The organism is Lysinibacillus sp. ZYM-1 (assembly GCF_001308875.1).
GTDB lineage: Bacteria > Bacillota > Bacilli > Bacillales_A > Planococcaceae > Lysinibacillus.
The window spans coordinates 34,044-54,083 of the sequence record NZ_KQ465108.1 but is presented as its reverse complement, the minus strand read 5'-3'; the positions used below and the strand labels follow the sequence as shown (position 1 = coordinate 54,083).

The following is a 20,040-nucleotide window of genomic DNA, read 5'->3' as shown; positions in this document are numbered from 1 at the left end:
TAAGAAGAACAGAGACGCTAATTAAACAAGCGCTCCCTGTTGTATCTATATATTTTCCGCATATTTTTTTTATAAATTTTCCTTTGAGACCCAACCATAATACGTTCAAGTGTTACCAATCCAATGAACTTTGGTTCTTCCCAATCTGGAGCAGCATCTAGCTTCTCTACTTCAAGGTAATTGTTAATTTTCCCCTTATAACAAGCATGAATAACTTCCCCATTACCAATTAATAAGCCTACATGCCCCCAATTTTTTCGCTCACCATTAATGACTCCTAAGCAATTATTAAAAACAATGGTTTCTTTTGGAGGTATACCTGTTTGCATATTTTCTTCAAATAAATCTGCAGATTCTTTTGCAGTATCTCCACCAAAGATTTCAATGTCATTACTTCTTTCTAATGCATCCTCTACAAAAGCCAAACAAATATATATTCAACCAAAAGAGCACTACTTCCTGTCAAAAAATAAACACTTTGGGCATTGCTTCTTTAACTAGCCTCCTTCTTTTGTTTAAGTGAAACATATCTTACTCAATCTTCGAAAAAAGAGTTACTCAGCAACTCCATAGATAAGTAGCAAAATCTCGTTTACATAATGAAGTGAAAAAAGCTTACACATCCAAGCTGTTGATGATAGCCAATATTTGATGATCTGTCCATTTGCCATTAATCTTTAGATTTTCTTTAGCTATACCTTCTTTTTCAAACCCTACTTTTTCTAATACACGTATAGATGCTATGTTGTCAGTCATAGCTCCTGCTTCAATTCTATGCAATTTTAATTCTTTAAAAGCAAAGTCTACAACAAGTTTAAGAGCTTCCGTTGTATAGCCCATTCCATTATTCTCCTTATCTAAAGTAAATCCCGTATAACAGCTTTGGAGGTCTCCCCTTGAAATTTGAGTTAATGAAATGTCTCCGATCAGTTTATTAGTTTCTTTTAAAAAGATTCCAAAGGCATATAATTGCCCTTCATCTGTCTTTTTCAATGCCTGTTGAAGGCGTTGTTTTTGATATTCCTCTGTATAAAAGGCTTCTGGGAGTAATGGGCTAACTCGTTGAAAAAATTCTCGATTTCTATTATGCAAGCTAACTAACTCGCTTGCGTCAGAAATTTTATAAAGTCGCAGATAAATTTGTTGCCCTACCAGCTTCATAGAATCCCTCCGTTCTCACTTTACAACCATTTTATTCAATTTATTAAAGTGTATGATGTATATACTATTTTATTGTAAATCCTTATTGCTTTAACCTGCTCCGTTAGTTGAAGAAGTACACTATCCTAAACAACCTTTAATACTACACATGAGATACTTTTAATTATCGAGAAAAAATTATTCGTAAAACCTCGAACATCTAAGGATCCATCAAAAAATTGAAAGCATCACGTATCCCTGTTCTTCCCTAATTCAATTAGATAGATTCAAAATCCCCACACCTTACCTTTAATAAATGGAATATAAAAATTCAACTGAATTCCTTCTTGCCAGCAGCAATCGCTTTCTTTTTAGTTTTAAAGGGGGCAATTTCCCATTCTAAATCTTTGCTATGCGCGAATGTCCAATAGCCTTCAATATTTCCAATTTCTGTTTTCTCAAATTTTTCTACTGCTGTATTTAAATATTTGTTCATTTTTAGTCTCCTTTTTTTGAATTGATAAACTTATTAAAATCTCGAACATCCTTTTTTCTTTCCAATACAAAAACCCTCTTCAAAAAGCCAGTAAAACTCATGAAAAAAGTTGATACTATACAAAAAGATTGATAAGAAAAACCTCTAGCAGATTATTATCTGTAAGAGGTTTTTTAAATGTTAATTATCTAATTATTAACATTCGTCAGTATTGTCATATTTATATATATATTACAATTATAGGAGTTTGTATTGATATGACCCTTCCTGGGGCAAACACCGAGCCGCTTTACTCGATAAGATTATGGAAGAAAAATCTTTTAATGTTTCTATATCAGTACTACAAAATTAGCAGTTAGGCGAAAAAGATGTTGCTATCTCATCAATTATGTATAGGAGGTTTTACAGTGGAAAATGAACAAAATGATTCAATGACAATAAAGGATTTGCAAGATGAGGCACCTACTTCAAGCTCTCCAGATAAGCCAAATGAACAAAATGATTCAATGACAGTAAAGAATTTGCAAGATGAGGCGGCGCCTACTACTGAAAGTTTTGCAGATAAGCTATATAAAGAGATTACTTCCGTTATTGGTGGCAGTAATGCAAATCAATTTTTTTGTATGAGCCTTCCGGGGACGTTAATCGATGCCTCACAGTATACCTATGACATTGAAAATAACGAACCGAAGCCTTCTTATGTTAGAGCCAATGAATCAAAGCTTGTCAATAAATTATTTGATGCTTGTCAGATGACGGCCTCTGATAATGGGCGTCATTTATCAACACAGTATAAAACAGCACTGGATATGCTAACACCTAAATTAAATAGTAAGCTTTTTGAGGCTAAAAACAAACTGCGAGAAATATTAATGACGCCATATCCTTATAATTTTGGTGATGGTAAGAAGGATATACTCACGCTTGAACAAGTTTTCTTCCGATTGTATAGCGATTATGTAAAGGCTAAACAAGCATGGGCAGAAAAACAGTTGCAAAAGAAAAATGAACTTGCGAGTAAATATCCAAAGCCTACAGCTGAAGCCTATAAGAAACGCAATAATGAATTTTTGGATTGGTATGAAATAACGGCAGAGGCAGAGTTGCTTGGGGTGGAGGAGAAGCTAGGTAAAGTATTGAGTGTTTTTTCGCCAGGCGATATGGATATTATTAATGGTATTTTAGATAGTGGTGTGGGACGTGAAATTGCTGAGGCGCGTTCTGCGGTTGCCAATGTAGGGAAAATGAATCCTGATGGTGCACATGTTTATCCTGTACAGCTTTACCCAGAAAATTGGTTTACTTTATTGAATACCTCCTTTACACCTGTTGACTTACTTGAAAGTCCAACAGCATTAGCACAGCAACTTGCTCTATTAGTAACCCAACGTAGCAATATTACAAGTAATATTAACTCAATTTTAGCGATTATACCCAATGAAAAAGAAGTAAAAGAATTAAAAGACGCCTATGAAAAAAGCGATACAGTGTTTAAAGAGGCACTTAAGGCATTGTCGGAAAAATATTTAAATGCAACAGTAGATATGTTAAAAACATTGGTCGATGTGAAAGTTTCTCAAGGATTAGATGATGTAACAAAAGTCTCCCCTTCAACGGTTATGCGCATTTTTGGTATTGCTGCTGAAGATGTACAAGACTTGCTTAATAAATTTAAAGCTAAATTTGATGAGTGTTTTAATGCACAAAATGATTTGATTGACAAGGCACAAAAGGCAACAGAAGCTGCGATGAAGTATTTTGAAGCGAAAAATAACCTACAATTCAAATCCATGCTCGCTCCATTACAGCAGCAGCTTGACAATACAAATCAAGATATTGAGGCATTAAAAGAGAATATAAGGGTTGCAACTCTTTTACAAACTTCAAAGAAGGAAAGTGAGAAAGTAGATAAAAATGACGTTGCACCAAATCATGTACCAGAGAATTTTACACAAATTATCCTCACATCCAGTTTAAAAGAAGCGGAACAAGCTTCCAAATCCAATACTTCTGCTGCTTCCTCTAACCACGGTGTATCCTTTTTCTTTGGAGGCTATTCCAGCAGCTCTAGTCATAAGGATGCAATCAAAAAAGAGTTTTCTAGTAATTCAGAGATGTCCATCCAAATTGGCATGTCAGTTGCAAAAGTACAAATTGGACGAGAGTGGTTTAACCCCGGGGTCTTTTTACTGACTGAGGATATGTATAATACATCCAGCAAATCTATTGCACCAACGGAAGATTATCAGGGCTTTTCAGATAAACGCCTTAAGGAAATGAATCAATGTGTTTTTCCATGCTTCCCTACGTCATTTGTCATTGCGCGAGATGTTACGATTAAATTTACTACTGCAAACGCTATGTCAGATTCATTTGCACAAAGTGTTGAGGAGCATTCAACAAGAGGCGGAGGCTTCTTTATTTTCGGTGGAAGCAGGTCTACTTCCTCATCCTCAAAGCAAAGTAATTCCAGTGTGCAATCCTCTGCTAACAGCGTAACGGTGCGCTTTACGAATCCACAAATCTTAGGCTATTATCTCGAAGCAACACCGGCAGACAAAAGTGTCAACATAAACAATACAGAGGCTAGTAGTAATACTGATTTCATCTCTATTTTAGAGTTTGTAACGAAATTTCAAAAAATGCTAGATGATTACAATCAAAAATATAATAAACAGACTTTAAACTTATAGGAGGAACGAGAATGTTTGTAAATTTGCCAGCTACAGTAGAAGGTGCTAAGTTGCAATTAACAAGGGAGCAGGAAGCGAACTGCCGAGTAGTTTATCGTAAAACGCAGGATGAGAAAGGCGCTTATTTTGCAGATTTATGGAACCCAGATACGAGCTATACAGATGAATTTATCATTGCCCCTTTAAGGTCGGTATATGATGGTTTAACAGATCCCTTAGATATCGGGACAAATTTTGCCAACGTGGAGGGAAGTTCTTCACCTAAACCTGACCCGAAACATTCAGTTACCTCTTGGATTGCCTTGATCCGAGAAGTTTTGTCTGATCCTGTAGAATCTTGTTGTGCGGAGCCTGATACAATTTACATTGGGGATTCACAGGATGCAATAGTACCGACGCCAGAGGGCAAGAAAGACTTTACGTATCATGGAATTTTGGTAGGTGGGCATGTGATTTTATATGCAAAAAATTCTAGAACAGTTGATGAAGGTGGTAATGTACATCTATTACCGATTTGTAACGCACATAATGTTTCTAGCTATAATCAACGAGGTACTGGCGGAGGCTACTATATGAAATTAGCCCGCCAAATGAAGGCGGTAAAATTAAAAGAATATATGAAACTATCTGAATTAGTGGAAAGATAATCCACACAAAGAGATGCAGCTGAAAAAAACCTCGTATTTTGAACAAGATACGAGGTTAGTTTTCCTATGTAGTGTTATCTCAGATTTTCTAAATATCGGCTGTGTCATTTTGCACACCGAATAGATTGGATGTTCTGGATTGTCTAAAGAGATCCCCTGATTATCTATAACACCTAGGTTTTAGTAATATCAAATAGACCCATCTCAGCTAACAAAATGATTTATGTACCTTTTTGTCCATATGAAAATGAAGGCCTTAGTCCGGCAAAGTCTCCTGCCAAACTAGCAAGGGGCTTCCACTTATCGATAGCTATTTTATAGTTTCCGGCATAGATTGCTTCATCTATTTGGACACATACAACGTTACCAAGCACTAAATAATCCCCTCCAACAGGAATAATTTGGTCTAACTTAAGTTCTATTGAGATTGGCGCTTCTAGCACTGCCGGTACATTCAAAACTTTACCATTCTGGGCAGTCACTCCTGCAAGCTCAAACTCATTTTTCTCTGGCTCTACACTTGCCGATGAACGATACATCGCTTCCCCAAGCTGCTCAGGTACCATATTAATTATATATTCCTTTACTTCACGAATGTTTGTTAACGTATCCTTAACGCTTCCCATTCTTTCATTAACACCTGGTCCTATTGAGATCAAAAGTGTTGGTGGATTTCGAGAAGCTACAGTAAAAAAGCTGAATGGCGCTAAATTTAATATGCCATCCTTACTTTTTGATGAAACCCATGCAATCGGTCTAGGTACCACAGAGCCAATTAGCAATTTATACATCTCATCCTCGTTCAAATCAATTGTATTAAATATGAGTTTCTGTTCTTTAGACATCTATTCATTCCCCTTCAACTTATTTGATTAAGTAATATATCGATTCTATAATTGAATTATTATAGACTTCTGAAATACTAATAATTCCATCCCAAATTATAAACTTGAATACAAATAATACTAGTATGCACTTTTTTGATAGGTACTTACTTAAAGGAGAGTGATGTTATTGCCAGAATTAAGTAATAATTTCATAAGTAGCAGCAAACAAAGACCCTTTGACTTCACATTATCGTTAATCGGTGGCAAGTGGAAAATGAAAATAATGTATGAATTATCTTCCGATTCGATTTTACGTTATGGGGAGTTAAAGCAGAAAATACCTGCTATCACACACAAAATGTTAAGTTCTCAGTTAAAGGAACTAGAGAACTCTGGAATTATTCACAGAAAAGAATACCCTCAAATTCCTCCAAAAGTGGAATACTCCTTAACGCCAAAAGGAAAGAGTTTAATGCCAATATTAGAGGAAATGTGCAAATGGGGCGTGGCAAATCAAATATGAACTTAATTTTATAAGGAGTAAAAATTTGTATGTGGATCTAAGTCCAGATTCCGGACACACAAAAAGCTCCATTTGGTCTATTCATTCTTTGAACTTGCCAATATGGAGGCTGGCGATACTGAGATAGAACAACCCGAGTGAATGTGCGTGAACTTTTCCGATCGAGGTTGTTGTCCATTTATGAAATGCTTGAGAGCATGGGAATGAAGCTAGAGTAATGCTATACTTATAACCTTACTTGCATTGAAAACCTAAAAAAAGGCTTAGGAATATCTCCTAAGCCTTTAGCTTTCATCAGACCAATTTATTCGATACTACTTTAGTACAAGTACGCACCATTCGTTGACTTCGTTACTCCATCGGCATTAATGATTTAAACCGAAAATTTCACAACAACTTAAACCACCCTTTTGAGCTTCTATTTAAACATAACCAAAATTTGATTTGGTCCTGTACGTTTCATCACTCGATAACCTTCATTGGAAGGTGTAGCAACTCCTTCACGATTCGGCATACAATATTTCCCAGGCTTACACGTTCCATCATCACGGACTAGCAGTTGCCCTAATAAACCAATAGCCACCCATTCTGGTCTTTTTAGCCTTGGAATGTATTCTTTTGTAGGGTCCCATTTAGGATTTATTAAAGGATGTGATGAGGTATGTTCGGGAGTGAGAACATTTCCTTGTTCATCTTTTTTGGCTGGAACAATAACATCTTTGTATTTTACTCTACCCCATTCATCCAAAGCATATTTATTTTTCCACCTTAATTCCCCACTGTTACCTAATATGGCAGGAGTAGAGCTTGTAATCCCTAATATATAGTCATCTTTGTTATGCGCTTTTCTAATTTTATCACTTTCTTCATCAAAGGTAACAAAATATCCAACATCAATCGCATTTGTATCAACTGTTTCAAACAATTCGGCATAGTCTGAAGCAGGCATACTCACCGTACCATCAATTTTTACGTTTCCATTACTTAGAATTTTAGCTGCAAGTCCTTTGTTTGTTATACTCGTTCCGTTTGCTAAATACCAAGAGTACGCAAGCTCGTTTGCATCCCCAAAACGTCCCATGATATGAGCACCTATAAGCCCATTTGTACTTGTATTATTTCCCTCTGCATGTGAAAAGGAGCCGTCTGCAGTTGTTTGAACTCCCTCTGCATGGGACGCTCTTCCACTTGCTCTTGTTCGGTCTCCTTCTGCGTGAGAAATGAATCCACTTGCGATTGTAGCGGATCCTTCGGCGTGGGAAATGAATCCACTTGCCACTGTAGCAGATCCTTCGGCATGAGAATTGGAACCACTTGCCACTGCAGCAGACCCTTCTGCGTGAGAATTGGAACCACTTGCCACTGTAGCAGACCCTTCCGCGTGAGAATTGGATCCCCTTGCGATTGTATCAGAGCCTTCGGCATGGGCAGCCCGTCCACTGGCAGTCGTCCCTTGCCCTTCTGCGTGGGAAAAATCACCAGAAGCCGTAGTACGCCTAACAATTTCACCTGCTGCATTCCTTGTGGGACCACCCTCAGCATGAGAAGCTCTTCCTTCAGCCCTTGCTTCTTCTCCTTCTGCATGGGCAGCAAATCCTTTCATAAGATCTCCAACTACACCCGCAATAGATCGATTACCTTCGGAATGAGAAGCTTCTCCACTGGCAATAGTAGAACTACCTTCCGCATGGGATGCTCTTCCTGCTGCTCTTGTCTGTTCCCCTTCGGCATGAGAAGCCCTTCTTTCCGACCTTGTAGAATCTCCTTCTGCATGGGAAGCGATTGAACTAGCTATGCTGCCTGCCCCTTCCGCATGGGAAGAATCGCCACTGGCGATGGATAGACTCCCTTCCGCATGGGAAGCGATTCCACTACCATTGGTATCTTGCCCTTCTGCATGGGAAAAGTCTGCACTAGCAGTTGTTCGAAACCCTTCTGCATGGGAAGCTCTTCCTTCTGATTTTGACAATTCTCCTTCCGCGTGGGAAATGAATCCACTAGCTTCAGTTTCAGACCCCTCCGCATGAGAAATATCTCCACTAGCAATGGACAAAAGACCTTCTGCATGAGATTGACTTCCTTGGGCTTTTGTCTGCTCTCCTTCTGCATGGGATATTCCACCGGAAGCTACAGTTAGAGAACCTTCTGCATGGGAAGCCTCTCCACTGGCGAATGTTCCTGATCCTTCTGCATGGGAAGCAAATGCAAATCCAACTGTATTGTTTCCTTCAGCATGAGAAGAACCACCTTGAGCAACAGTTTCTTGCCCTTCAGCATGAGAAGCACTACCACTAGCAGTGGTATTTGACCCTTCTGCATGGGAAGCAAATCCAACAGCAGCATTAGCAGTACCTTCCATTACGGAACATCCATTTGCAGGATCAACAACAATACAATTATTACAACAAGGTGTAGGTGCCATAATCTCTACTTCCTCAACTTGCTTCTCTATCTTTTGGTTTTCATTGACCTTTTTCTTGTTTGAGTTCGACATAAAATCTCCTTTCTTTTACATTTTTATCTATTTAAACTTTTAAAGCAAAAGCCTTTTTATAATGGATATAGGTCTTATATAACGAAAACTTAGTAACGAAGTGTAATGCCCTTTCTAGACACGGCATTATGAAAACGTTTTTCGATTTTGTGTTGAAGAATATGCATATTCCAGTTGGGTTCATGATCACCCACTCTTTGGCTGGCTTACTTTTTGTCAGTCAGCGTTTAACTACTGCTTCTTCTGTCTACGATAGATAAGAAAGCGATCAGGTGCTAAATTCCGTTCCAACATTTGTAAATACATCTTGGATTCAGATGAATCAATTACGTAGAAACAGACTGGCGATGCATATAAAAAACTACTACATAAGCTATTGATAACATGCTATTACAAGACATATAGATCTTACTCGGTTCAACGAAAAGGCATTCTATTACGCACCCATTTTCCTATATCTGCTCTATCTATAAATATGCATCTCGAAACCTATTTGACTAGGATAAAATCTTATTTTTTAAAGAAATCTTCTAACTAAGAGATTAATTTTATTCATATGTGTTTTGAGGAAACTGAGTTGTTTAAATAAATTTCGTCAATAAAACGCGAGCCCGTATTAAAATAACTCATTTAAAATTAATGTTATTTTCTATAACTTTTCTTTCAGAATGCCTCAAAAAAGCTTAAGAATAATTCCTGAACCTTTCAATATTGAGTTTTAGAATAAAGATAGATAATAAATTCCCTTCAACCTTTATTTATTAGCAAAAGTAAAACTCAACTCCATATTGAAAAATAATCAAAATGGATGCGGTCTTTCTAACTATTATGAAGTATTCATAGTATACTCGAGGTACTTTTGTTCTTGTTGTTATGTCTAGTACTTCTTCAAAAATAGAACAAAACCAGTAAAACACCTTTTCCGTGTCTTACTGGTTTTGTAAAAAGCCTATTTTTATTGTAGCTAGTTCAGTGTGATGGCAAACTCCGAGTTCGGTTTTCCAGCAAATACAACCATTCCATTCTTCGGTAGTTTTACTTTGTTATTGCCGCTTACATAGGTAAAATTGACGCATACGCCCTGCTCATCATACACCGCAAATGAACTCTTCGATGGCAACGCCACGGTCATCGTTTTCCCTGCTACTGCTTGTGGGATCGTATACCATTCCGCATACCCGTTTGCTTGCAACGTAACTTTGAATGATTGGACTTCTTCAAGCGGTTTTAAGTTGGTTCCACTTACGTATAAGAGTCCGGACATTTCCATGTATTCATTATCGCTTTCTGTATAGAAACGGGATTCCGTCGTATCACGTCCATATATCACTGGGATTTGGAGCTGATGCGCCGCCTCGTTTGGTCCTGTAATTTTTCTGCCCTCCCAATAGCCCGTCAGATCTTCCTGACGATTAATTTGTTTAGTAAGAATTTTCGGTATGAGATATTGAGCAGAACTATATTTTTCGTTCACGAGATAGAACTTGACGCCCTCCCGTTTTGTCCATGCGGCTGCAGTTTCCTTCGATAGTACGTTGTCTTCTAGTTTCTCAGCTAAATAGTGAGTCATCGCAATTTGCCCAAAACCTGGTATTGGTTGATAAGCGCTCTTTTTCAAATAAGTACGCCCATTCTTCTCAGTGACAAAGTCGAGCTTGGAGGTACCCTTCTCATTAATAAAGCTTCCATTCTCAGTATATATATAATTTTCTTCTGGATTTGATGATAAGAATAGTTCTCCATTCCTCGTAATTTCTATTTTGAAATGACTGTTACTATTCCCGTAAAAGCCTGCTTTCTTTACTAATTCTTGAGGTAATTTGGTCTTGATCGGCTTGCCAAAGGATTTGTTCGGTTTAATATTTTTTATTGTGCCTTTCTCTTTGAGCGTGGCAAGCAGTAATTCAGTCGCCATCAGTTGATTTGTAGTGCTGCTTCCGCCAGACGAAACCACAGCAGCGGCCATTTTCTGTTCCGGTAGAACAACCAGTGAAGCATGTTGCAGTACTGTGCCACCGCCTTTTGCCAAAGCTCTTATCCCATATTCACTGAATGGATAGAGTTTCACACTATCCCACCCAAGACCATAATTCAAAATATTATCTCCATCACCCGGCCACATTCCCTTTTTATATTCCTCTTGCTCCATAGTCTTGACTGCCTTATCAGAGAGAATCTCTTTTTCTAGTCCCATAAATAATTGTGAGAATCGCACCATATCTTCTGCAGTCGAAGAAATCCCCCCCGAACCAATCAAATTCACTGATTCAGTAGGAAGCTTCCCTTGGTAAGATGGAGTATAAAGTCCAGCCTGCTTAACGTCTTCCCATTTGTCATGCGGCGTTTTCGTATGATTAAGCTTTAAGGGCTCTGTAAACTGCTGATGTAGAAATGCGGTAAAGCTCATACCGCTGACTCTTTCCACCATAATCTCGGCCAGCGTATAGCCGTCATTGCAGTATACCGAGAACGCGCCAGGGTCTGCCTTCAGGCTTTGGTTGGCCAATTGCTCTAACAAGGTATCATGGACATAGGTATCATTATCTTTAAATAAAATTGCATTACTATAAATTGTTCCTTGCAAGCCAGAGGAATGGTTCAACAGCATCCGCGGTGTAATGCGTTTGTATCGTTCGTCCTTCATCTTAAAATCAGGAATATAGGTAGCAAGAGGAGCATCCAAATCCACTTTTCCTTCGTCGACCAATTTCATCACTGCTGCTGCTGTATACATTTTACTGACTGAACCAATCCCGTATAGGGTATCTTTGGTTAGCGACTGTTCTCCTTTTAAATCGTGCTTGCCTGTTTGACCTGACAAAATAACCTTGCCATTATCAATTAACGCATATTGCACGCTAGCCGTCTCATAGGACTCCGTGAGTAGCTCAGCCTTCTCCGCCCCAATTTTCTCCAGTTTTTGGTTAGCTACTTCTTGATTAGCTACAACTGTAGTCTTACTGTTAGAAAACGCCATTGCCCCTGTTGGTAGAAACATCGTTAGCGCTAATGTAGCGGCTAACACCCCAGATAGTTTACCTTTCATAACAGAATTTCCTCCTTAGATAAGTGACCGATTTCATCACTCAGGGTATTTGGAACAAAGAGATCTCCTTGTTGTCCTTATTAGCAGTATACTTAACGGAAACCAAATTTAGGAAAACAAAATTTATAGCAACTTCCTTCCGTTCTATTAATGCGTGTGAAAGCAGGAAATTAAATTAGACGCAAATCTCAAAAAAGCTTAGGAATAGCTCCTAAGCCTTTTTATATTGAGCACTAGAATAAATAAAAGAATCCCCTTGAAAGGTCAAACACATTCGTATCCCAGATTAGGAAGAGATTTAATCAGAAGTACTTTTAGTTTATTTTAAAACAGAGAAACATCCAAAGTGCACTGCTAGTACAATAAGAAAAACATACTAAGATTAGTAGTGCAGACCAAGGCATTGGTTCGTACTACTATTTTTTTATATAGTAGAGGTGAAGAATAGGTCGGGCAGCTCTTTGGATCTTGAATCCGTAAAAAAAACTGATCTACTTCACAACCTTATTTGAATCAGGTTTAAGTATGTTGGATCCTTTGAGATCGTGTATAAGAAATGGGAATCAATAAGGTTAATGTAAAGACTTCAAAACACATAGGGAGGGAGAACATGAAACATGTCATCGCCTTTGATATTAGTATGGGAAAGAGTTATATGGTTGTCTATAACGCGCTGAAAAAATGTCAGTTGGAAAAGGAAATTGCGCACAATCGTCCAGGATTTATGGACCTTAAAAAGTTAATTGATGACTTAATTGAAGGATATGATGAGCAACCTCATATCGTATTTGAATCTACAGGAGTCTATTCAAGAACACTGGAACGTTTCATGCAAGAGAACAACTATAGTTATTGCCTATTAAATCCCTTGGAAGCAAAACTCCAATGTGATTCCTTACGGATTCACAAAACAGACCGAAGTGATGCACATCGATTGGCACTCACACACTTTACACACGAAAGACGGATTGAAACAGACTCCAATGATGTTTACCGTCAGTTAAAACGATTATCGAGACACTACAGCGAATTGGATGATGAATTGAGCGTCACTCGCAGTCGATTGCATAAGGTCGTCCAGGAAACATTTCCTGAACTCGAGAATATCTTCACGACTAAGTCTGAACTGTTCCTTAACGTAGTACAATTATACCCTCATCCAGATCTAGTCTTGAATCATTCAAAAACAATCATTAAAAACCGAATACTCGCAAACACAAATAAACGAATGGCAGTAAATAAAGCAGGGGAAAAAGCTGTTGAATTAATGGAGGCCGCAAAGCAATCTTACCCCGCCGCGTCTTCAACAGATGTGGTTTGTGATCAAGTTCGTGTATATGCTAAACGGTTTCAAGAGCTTCTCCTTCAGAAAGAACAATGTATCAGTAAAATGGAGTTGATAGCCGAAAGGCTTGAAGAGTATAGCATAATACGTAGTATTCCGGCTATTGGAGCTAACACAGCTGTCAGAATCATAGCAGAAATTGGGAGCATTCAGAGGTTTGACAACAACAGACAGTTGAATGCCTATACAGGCATTGATATTAGGCGGTATCAATCCGGGAAGTTTATAGCTAAAGACAAGATTAATAAACGCGGCAATAAACACCTACGTAAAATAATGTATCTAACCGTTCAGAACATGATTAGACAGCGACGATTTGGTGGAAATCACATCGTTGAGTACTACGATAAATTAAAAAGGCAACCCTATAACAAATGTCATAAGGTTGCCTCCATCGCATGTGTAAACAAGTTATTGAAAACGATCTTCTTTCTTGTCACACATAATCAAAACTACGACTACAGGTTAGCCCCCTAGTACAGTCGTAGCATTAGTTTAACATACTAAAGCCTTATGAAAAATCGAAAAATCACTAGGCTTATTCGGCATAGCCCAATTTATCAAATTAACATCAGAAAGTTAAGAAATTTACCATAGATACTTGACTAATCGTAAGAAAAGAGCTGCCTAGCCACTGCTAACCCTCATGAAGTATTAGAACTCTCTTACTTCACTATATTTTCCGCAGGTGAATCTTTTTCAAGTCTAAAATCATATTTGTCTACACTTTTATATTTTGGATCTAAATAACTAGATTTTGAATCACTTTTTGAAGCGATTTTAAACTTAGAAAACGAGTCATACTCCTTTTCCTTCCATATCCAAATACCATCCTCCCCATTCTCCTTATGAAATACATTCCTCTTCAACTTATTTTTTCTATTACTTGTAAAATAGTTGGCTATAAATATTCGAGAAGTTCCAGCTGTCAGTATATTTTTTTCTATTACATTATTCTGCGTATCATGCTGCAATAAAAGCTGTCCTCCTTCTAATCCCTTCGTATCATTACGGTAAATAATATTGTGAGAGATAATTGAATTTTTTGTTCCGCCTCTTTTTTTATCATATCCACCAATCGATATTCCTGTGAAAAAGTTATTATAAATTGTATTATTTAGTACTTTTATATTATCTGCATACTTTTTTGCATGTTCAGAGGTAACTTCAATTCCGATATCATTCTTATAAAGGGTATTTTTCTCGATCGTTATATTCTTTCCACCATCTACGTAAATTCCTCCAGCCGCATAGTTCTCCCCATACGCGGGATTACCATAAGAAGAAATTTCATAAACCTTATTATTTATAACAACACCGTTTCGTACAAAGTCTACTTTTTTATCATTTGAAACTCCTTCAAATCCAATTAAATCTATTCCAATATTATTACTTCGTCGAACTACATTATTTTCTATCTTAAATCCATCAATATTACCATTAAGAACAAGTGATTCACTTGCACCTAACGTTAAATCTTCTACTGTATTACCTAAAATATTTGTATCTCTCATTGAACCTGTTCCGTAGATAGCAATCCCATGTCCATTTCCATCTTCAGCTAAAGTCTTTATCCTTTTTACATGATTTTTTTCTAGTGTAATATGGCTACTGGAGCCTGTTACGTAGATCCCCATCACTGTTTCATCTTTTTGTTTAGTTGTTAAATCTTGTATAGTAAGTCCACTAATAGTAACGTAATTCTTATTCTTTATTGTAATAATGGATGTAACACCATCGGCACTCTTCATCTTCTTTCCACTGAGAACAACTTTTTCATTTTTATACGCCTGGAAAATAACTGGTTTTGATTTTGTGCCACTATGTATAACCGAAAGCTTTTCGTTATATATGCCGTTCCGTATAAATACAGTTGTCCCTGCCTTAGCTTCTAATGCTGCCTTTTTAAGGGTACGGTATGGTTTTGATTGAGAACCATCATTTAAATCATTTCCATTGATGTCTACGAATATGGACTCATTTTGTTCCGTATTCGAATGATTAATCGTTAAAGTGATCATAACAACAGCTATTACTAAAATAAATAATATCCATTTCTTCATATAATCTTCCCTTTATCTCCTTCTTTATCTTTTCATTTTCTTCTACTACCCAACCTGGAAACTCTCAACCCCGATAAGGATCTTTAATCCGCTTATGTTCATCATGAACTACACTTCTGAAGCAATAATAAGTTTGTTTATAAAAACACCTTCTATATCATTATCTGTCTTAATTGCCTCGTTTCACAACTCATAAGTTTTGACAGGAATTAAAAAGATCAATTTCCATGTTAATGAATCGACCTTTTTTATATACGATAATAGGAATTAGTTGTCTTTATTTCAATTACTCAGTATCGTTTCCCCCCTTTCGTTCATGAATACAAGGATTCAATGAAATTCTTTTATGTCTTTAATCGTCGATAGGATGACAACGGCATTTTTATTTTATCCATACTTTACTATATATTTACAAATACGCAAACAATGGGATGCATACTTCCTAAAAGTTGATTGGAAGGTTATTTTCTATGCTAAAAAAGATGGAAAACAAATTAATCCTAATAAATATACTATTGCCTTATGAATCATCCCTTTTATTTTATTAATATTATTGCAATCATCTAACCTTTTACCTAAATCGAAATTTTTCAAATCCATCACCAACTTTTTTTCTCTTCATATTCTATAGAATCAGATCGAATATTGAGGGGGAAACGTATGGGAGTTGAATTTACTGCACTCCATTGGATTTACGTTGTTTTTATTGTACTTATCATCGGATTTATGATTAAACGTCGCGATACCACCCTCATTTGTGTAGTAGGCATATTCATGCTAGCGATTGTTGCGACTGGCGATTTCACTGCGTCCATTAGTGGTGTTTTTAATAGCTTTATTTATGCCATTACAGAGCTGTTATCAACTATTTTGATCATTTCAATTATTGTTGCCATGAGTCGAGTCATGATGACTTCAGGGATTAATGAGGTCATGGTGGCTCCATTTACGAAAATCATTAAAACGCCAGCTCTTGCCTATTGGACGATTGGTCTGTTAATGATGATTATTTCTTGGTTTTTCTGGCCTTCACCTGCTGTGGCACTATTAGGGGCGGTGCTCTTACCTGTTGCGATTCGTGCGGGCTTGCCAGCACTTGGCGTTGCCATGGCGATGAACTTGTTTGGTCATGGTATAGCATTATCGAGTGATTTTGTGATCCAGGGAGCTCCAAAGCTGACTGCTGATGCTGCTGGAATACCTGTTGGTGATGTTGTATCTGCTAGTATTCCGCTCGTCATTACAATGGGGGTAGTGACGACAATTGTTGCTTATATTTTCTTGCGTCGAGATATGAAACGTGGGACTTTACTTTTAAATACAGACAATAAGGCAGAGGAAGACGGTGACCAAGAAATGGTGGGCACTTTACTGTCGATTGGGCAAAAACGTTTCTTCGCTGTGCTTATTCCCATTGCCTTTATCTTAGATGTAATCGCTATGTCTGTGTTCAAATTACAGGGTGGCGATGCCACTGCCTTAATTGGTGGAACCTCCGTTTTTATATTGCTTTTGCTTAGTATTGTAGCTCATAAAACAGAGGGCCTTGAAAAAACAACAAGCTATTTAATTCAAGGGTTTCAATTCGGCTTTAAAGTCTTCGGACCTGTTATCCCGATTGCGGCTTTCTTCTATCTAGGAGATGCGGGCTTCACACAAATTCTCGGAGATCATTTACCCGCTACCTCGCACGGTATTGTCAATGATCTCGGTGTTGGTCTTGCAGCAGTAGTACCTTTAACGAAGGAAATTGCAGTTGTCACTTTGGCTGTGGTTGGCGCTATTACTGGATTAGATGGTTCGGGCTTCTCAGGAATATCCTTAGCAGGCTCTGTCGGTAGTTTGTTCGGCAATGCCATCGGTGGAGGGACAGCTACTTTAACTGCTTTAGGGCAGATTACAGCCATCTGGGTTGGTGGAGGGACATTGATTCCTTGGGCTTTAATTCCAGCTGCTGCCATTTGTAATGTGAGCCCATTTGAACTCGCAAGGCGGAACTTAATCCCTGTAGTCATTGGGCTTGTTGTGACAACGATTGTGGCAGTATTTTTGATTTAAATAAAGCAAAAAGAGATGGCCCTTCTATGAACAGGAGCCTTCTCTTTTATTTTAACGCTCTGTATAGTATTTTTGTAAAACTCCTTCGAACGTCTGCTTAAGGTAAAATTCATTAATTCCTAAAATAGAAGCTTCTATAATTATTTGTTCGACACTACTAGATATTTGCTGAAGGGAAATATTTTTTGCTTTCTCAGCGTCAATAATAACAAATGCTCTGGCATGAGGTTTAACCGTGATGATCCCTTTTTTCTGAAGCTCCTTATAGCTTTTATGAACAGTATGAAGATTGAGATTTGTTTGCCTCGCTAAATTACGAATGGATGGCAAATGGTCACCCTTTTTTAAATTCCCAGTCACTATTGCTAATAGCAGTTGCTGGGTGAGCTGTTGATAAAATGGAACTTTACTTCTACGATTTACTTTCAGATTCAATTGCCAACGTATCCCTTCATTTTAGAAATGACTCCATAAATTAATGTAATTGTACATAGTAATGCAATGAATGAAATAATAATGACTGCTGTCAATGGGGGTATTTTCACAAGCAATAAACAGACGTGAAGAAGCAGAGTGATTATTAAAACAGGTGCTCCGTATAATAAGCTTATTAATACAGTTGGATTGGATTTAATGGCTTCCGATGGATTTGACCATGCAAGGAATGGATGTTTTTTATCATAAAGTGGAGTCACTACATTAAAAGAAATGACTAATAATATGGTCATGAATAAAAACAATACCGTTATCATATCCCCTTTGCCAAATAACGTATAGATGACGTAACTTATTAAGACCGCTCCTACACCTATACAGGAAGATACAGCAACTTTTGCCATATAAATTTTCTGTGGATTAAACGGAAGCGTTATGCTGGATGCATAGTATTTTCCTTCTCTTGAATAGGGTGTTCCACTAATATTGTTCATACAACTCATCAGCAATACTAAATAGACAAATAGATATCTTTCATTATTCATCATCCAATCCAATTTCAATATATTCATTTGAATACTTATTAGGAAAATAATTGTACAAATAGGCGTTAACATCAATCCTAGAATGACTTGCATTTTAAAATATGATTCCGATTGTAAAATCCAAAATTCACGCTGCAAATAATTGACCCAAATTCCTTTTATTCCACTTCCCCAAACCTTGGTCGTTTTTTCTCTCTTGTTTACAAGTAAGCCATATTCATAATACTTAGCAGCAATGATTATAATGGTTGCTTTAAACAATAAACAACATAGGATGATGACGATAGTGAAATAGAGGAAGCTTTGTATAGTAGACATTGGAAACAATGCCTCTACCAATGATTGTTGCATGGCAAAACGATAGCCTATCTCGAACAACGCAGAGATTGATGCACTGAAAGATGAGAGTGTGGAAGCATCCATTTTCTCTATAGCAACGCTAATTGCTTGATAATTTCCCATCACAAAATAGAAGATTGGGCTTATTCCAAGAGCTAAGATAACGATCATTCTAAGCAAATACACGGATGTACCATTAAATACAGTTCGAAAATGATTGAAAATGGATAATATAAATAAAAGGAACAGTGTAATAAAAACGTTCATGGCAAGTATAAACAGCATTGTTTTAATCGCTATACCAAGCTCCCACTCTATCCATAATAAGAAAAATGTAGGTATTGAAAGAATACTAACTACCACTAACGGCAATACAACCCCACTGATTATTTTCGATATGATAATACGCTTCGGAGAAATAGGCAAATGACTCATTATTAAAAAATCATTTTGACTAAACACTACCGAAACAGCAAAATATACTATTAAAATATACGTGACACCGCTTGAAAGAAGCATATTGTAAAATAAAAATACCTCTGGGGTCACTATAAAATACATCACGAAGGTGAGTATCACATATTGGATGGCTACATAAATGATGGCAAGAATGAAAAAAGCCTGGATTATCGGTTGCTTTGGCTTTGCATAAAGGGATGTTAAGAAGAACTTAATTAATAAATGATTAACTGTCATTGGTCTGCTTCTCCAAAAATATAGTCTCGAGGCTTCCTTCTACCAATAAATTCTCCAAACGTTCATGCAAAACAATTTTTCCATCTTTTAAAAATGCAATGGATTGACAAATTTTTTCAGCAACATCTAACAAATGGGTTGAAAAGAAAATAGTCCCCCCATTTTCTACATAGTCCTTCATACAATTTTTAAACGCAACTACAGCAAGAGGATCCAAACCATTTAATGGCTCATCCATGATAAGGATAGGTGGACAAATTGTAAAAGCAGTAATTAACGCCATCTTATGGAGCATTCCATATGAGTACGTTCCCAAAGGCTTATCAATACTTGCCTCCATTTCAAAGATAGTGATAAGACTTTGCAGTTTAGACTCATCCTTCTTTTCATAAAGCTTTAAAACGAAATGAATCCAATCGTACGCAGTGATGTTAGAAAACACATGAATCGTATCCGGTATAAAATAAAATTGCTTTTTATAATCCAGGGACTGTGATTTCGGTACATTATTAATCGTCACTTTTCCTTTATCTTGTTCTACTAATCCAGTTATACAATTTAATGTGGTTGTTTTCCCTGCCCCATTACCACCCACGAAACCAACTATCTCTCCCTTTTCTACCTTTAACTCTACGCCTTTTAAAACATCCTGGGACCCATACGATTTCTGTAAATTTTCTACCTTTAACAATT

The 20,040-nt window shown here is 37.2% G+C and carries 15 protein-coding genes; 5 read left to right on the top strand and 10 right to left on the bottom strand.

Annotated features, from left to right (window positions below):
* Positions 1-17: 17 nt before the first annotated feature.
* The 3 genes from AO843_RS03145 to AO843_RS24455 form a co-directional block, all read right to left on the bottom strand.
* The gene (locus AO843_RS03145; protein WP_054609709.1) at positions 18-425 is read right to left on the bottom strand and encodes a C40 family peptidase; all 408 of its coding nucleotides are present in this window, start codon (positions 423-425) and stop codon (positions 18-20) included.
* 190 nt (positions 426-615) lie between these two features.
* Complete coding sequence (locus AO843_RS03140; RefSeq protein ID WP_054609708.1) at positions 616-1,161, bottom strand: GNAT family N-acetyltransferase; 546 nt, start codon at positions 1,159-1,161, stop codon at positions 616-618.
* 310 nt (positions 1,162-1,471) lie between these two features.
* Entirely contained in the window at positions 1,472-1,636 is a 165-nt protein-coding gene (locus AO843_RS24455) for a hypothetical protein (RefSeq protein WP_156313928.1), read from the bottom strand.
* A 407-nt stretch (positions 1,637-2,043) separates the two neighbouring features.
* Here AO843_RS24455 and AO843_RS03135 point away from each other — a divergent pair, with 407 nt between their 5' ends.
* Both AO843_RS03135 and AO843_RS03130 read left to right on the top strand, forming a co-directional pair.
* Positions 2,044-4,329 carry a hypothetical protein gene (locus AO843_RS03135; protein WP_054609707.1) on the top strand — a complete coding sequence of 762 codons (2,286 nt, stop codon included), beginning with the start codon at positions 2,044-2,046 and terminating at the stop codon, positions 4,327-4,329.
* Between the two features lie 11 nt (positions 4,330-4,340).
* Complete coding sequence (locus AO843_RS03130) at positions 4,341-4,976, top strand: hypothetical protein (RefSeq protein ID WP_054609706.1); 636 nt, start codon at positions 4,341-4,343, stop codon at positions 4,974-4,976.
* Positions 4,977-5,197: 221 nt separating this feature from the next.
* On the opposite strand, the gene AO843_RS03125 is transcribed toward AO843_RS03130, so the two are convergent.
* Positions 5,198-5,821: a flavin reductase family protein gene (locus AO843_RS03125; protein ID WP_054609705.1), complete on the bottom strand. Its 624-nt coding sequence runs from the start codon at positions 5,819-5,821 to the stop codon at positions 5,198-5,200.
* A 169-nt stretch (positions 5,822-5,990) separates the two neighbouring features.
* Between AO843_RS03125 and AO843_RS03120 the strand changes: the two genes are divergently transcribed.
* Positions 5,991-6,326, top strand: a complete 336-nt coding sequence (locus AO843_RS03120; protein ID WP_231630051.1) for a winged helix-turn-helix transcriptional regulator — start codon at positions 5,991-5,993, stop codon at positions 6,324-6,326.
* 418 nt (positions 6,327-6,744) lie between these two features.
* Here the strand turns inward: AO843_RS03120 and AO843_RS03115 are convergent, their stop codons facing one another.
* Entirely contained in the window at positions 6,745-8,820 is a 2,076-nt protein-coding gene (locus tag AO843_RS03115; protein ID WP_054609703.1) for a peptidase G2 autoproteolytic cleavage domain-containing protein, read from the bottom strand.
* A 964-nt stretch (positions 8,821-9,784) separates the two neighbouring features.
* Entirely contained in the window at positions 9,785-11,866 is a 2,082-nt protein-coding gene (locus AO843_RS03110; protein WP_054609702.1) for a serine hydrolase domain-containing protein, read from the bottom strand.
* 610 nt (positions 11,867-12,476) lie between these two features.
* Between AO843_RS03110 and AO843_RS03105 the strand changes: the two genes are divergently transcribed.
* Positions 12,477-13,688: an IS110 family RNA-guided transposase gene (locus tag AO843_RS03105; protein WP_054609701.1), complete on the top strand. Its 1,212-nt coding sequence runs from the start codon at positions 12,477-12,479 to the stop codon at positions 13,686-13,688.
* A gap of 188 nt (positions 13,689-13,876) precedes the next feature.
* Here AO843_RS03105 and AO843_RS03100 read toward each other — a convergent pair whose 3' ends face one another.
* Positions 13,877-15,274 carry a DUF1565 domain-containing protein gene (locus AO843_RS03100; RefSeq protein WP_054609700.1) on the bottom strand — a complete coding sequence of 466 codons (1,398 nt, stop codon included), beginning with the start codon at positions 15,272-15,274 and terminating at the stop codon, positions 13,877-13,879.
* 660 nt (positions 15,275-15,934) lie between these two features.
* On the opposite strand from AO843_RS03100, the gene AO843_RS03095 reads away from it, so the two are divergent.
* Positions 15,935-17,332 carry a hypothetical protein gene (locus AO843_RS03095; protein ID WP_054609699.1) on the top strand — a complete coding sequence of 466 codons (1,398 nt, stop codon included), beginning with the start codon at positions 15,935-15,937 and terminating at the stop codon, positions 17,330-17,332.
* Positions 17,333-17,383: 51 nt separating this feature from the next.
* Here the strand turns inward: AO843_RS03095 and AO843_RS03090 are convergent, their stop codons facing one another.
* From AO843_RS03090 to AO843_RS03080, 3 genes are read right to left on the bottom strand one after another with little or no spacing between them, the layout of a single operon-like run.
* Complete coding sequence (locus tag AO843_RS03090; protein WP_054609698.1) at positions 17,384-17,767, bottom strand: GntR family transcriptional regulator; 384 nt, start codon at positions 17,765-17,767, stop codon at positions 17,384-17,386.
* Complete coding sequence (locus AO843_RS03085; RefSeq protein ID WP_054609697.1) at positions 17,764-19,347, bottom strand: hypothetical protein; 1,584 nt, start codon at positions 19,345-19,347, stop codon at positions 17,764-17,766. Before AO843_RS03085 ends, AO843_RS03090 begins: the two co-directional genes overlap by 4 nt.
* The gene (locus tag AO843_RS03080; RefSeq protein ID WP_054609696.1) at positions 19,337-20,038 is read right to left on the bottom strand and encodes an ABC transporter ATP-binding protein; all 702 of its coding nucleotides are present in this window, start codon (positions 20,036-20,038) and stop codon (positions 19,337-19,339) included. Before AO843_RS03080 ends, AO843_RS03085 begins: the two co-directional genes overlap by 11 nt.
* Between the last annotated feature and the right edge of the window lie 2 nt (positions 20,039-20,040).

What these genes read in the sequence shown, in the direction of transcription:
- AO843_RS03115 (WP_054609703.1), bottom strand. Translation starts at nt 8,820, where the DNA reads ATGTCGAACTCAAACAAGAAAAAGGTCAATGAAAACCAAAAGATAGAG.
- AO843_RS03140 (WP_054609708.1), bottom strand. Translation starts at nt 1,161, where the DNA reads ATGAAGCTGGTAGGGCAACAAATTTATCTGCGACTTTATAAAATTTCT.
- AO843_RS03130 (WP_054609706.1), top strand. Translation starts at nt 4,341, where the DNA reads ATGTTTGTAAATTTGCCAGCTACAGTAGAAGGTGCTAAGTTGCAATTA.
- AO843_RS24455 (WP_156313928.1), bottom strand. Translation starts at nt 1,636, where the DNA reads ATGAACAAATATTTAAATACAGCAGTAGAAAAATTTGAGAAAACAGAA.
- AO843_RS03100 (WP_054609700.1), bottom strand. Translation starts at nt 15,274, where the DNA reads ATGAAGAAATGGATATTATTTATTTTAGTAATAGCTGTTGTTATGATC.
- AO843_RS03095 (WP_054609699.1), top strand. Translation starts at nt 15,935, where the DNA reads ATGGGAGTTGAATTTACTGCACTCCATTGGATTTACGTTGTTTTTATT.
- AO843_RS03110 (WP_054609702.1), bottom strand. Translation starts at nt 11,866, where the DNA reads ATGAAAGGTAAACTATCTGGGGTGTTAGCCGCTACATTAGCGCTAACG.
- AO843_RS03125 (WP_054609705.1), bottom strand. Translation starts at nt 5,821, where the DNA reads ATGTCTAAAGAACAGAAACTCATATTTAATACAATTGATTTGAACGAG.
- AO843_RS03105 (WP_054609701.1), top strand. Translation starts at nt 12,477, where the DNA reads ATGAAACATGTCATCGCCTTTGATATTAGTATGGGAAAGAGTTATATG.
- AO843_RS03085 (WP_054609697.1), bottom strand. Translation starts at nt 19,347, where the DNA reads ATGACAGTTAATCATTTATTAATTAAGTTCTTCTTAACATCCCTTTAT.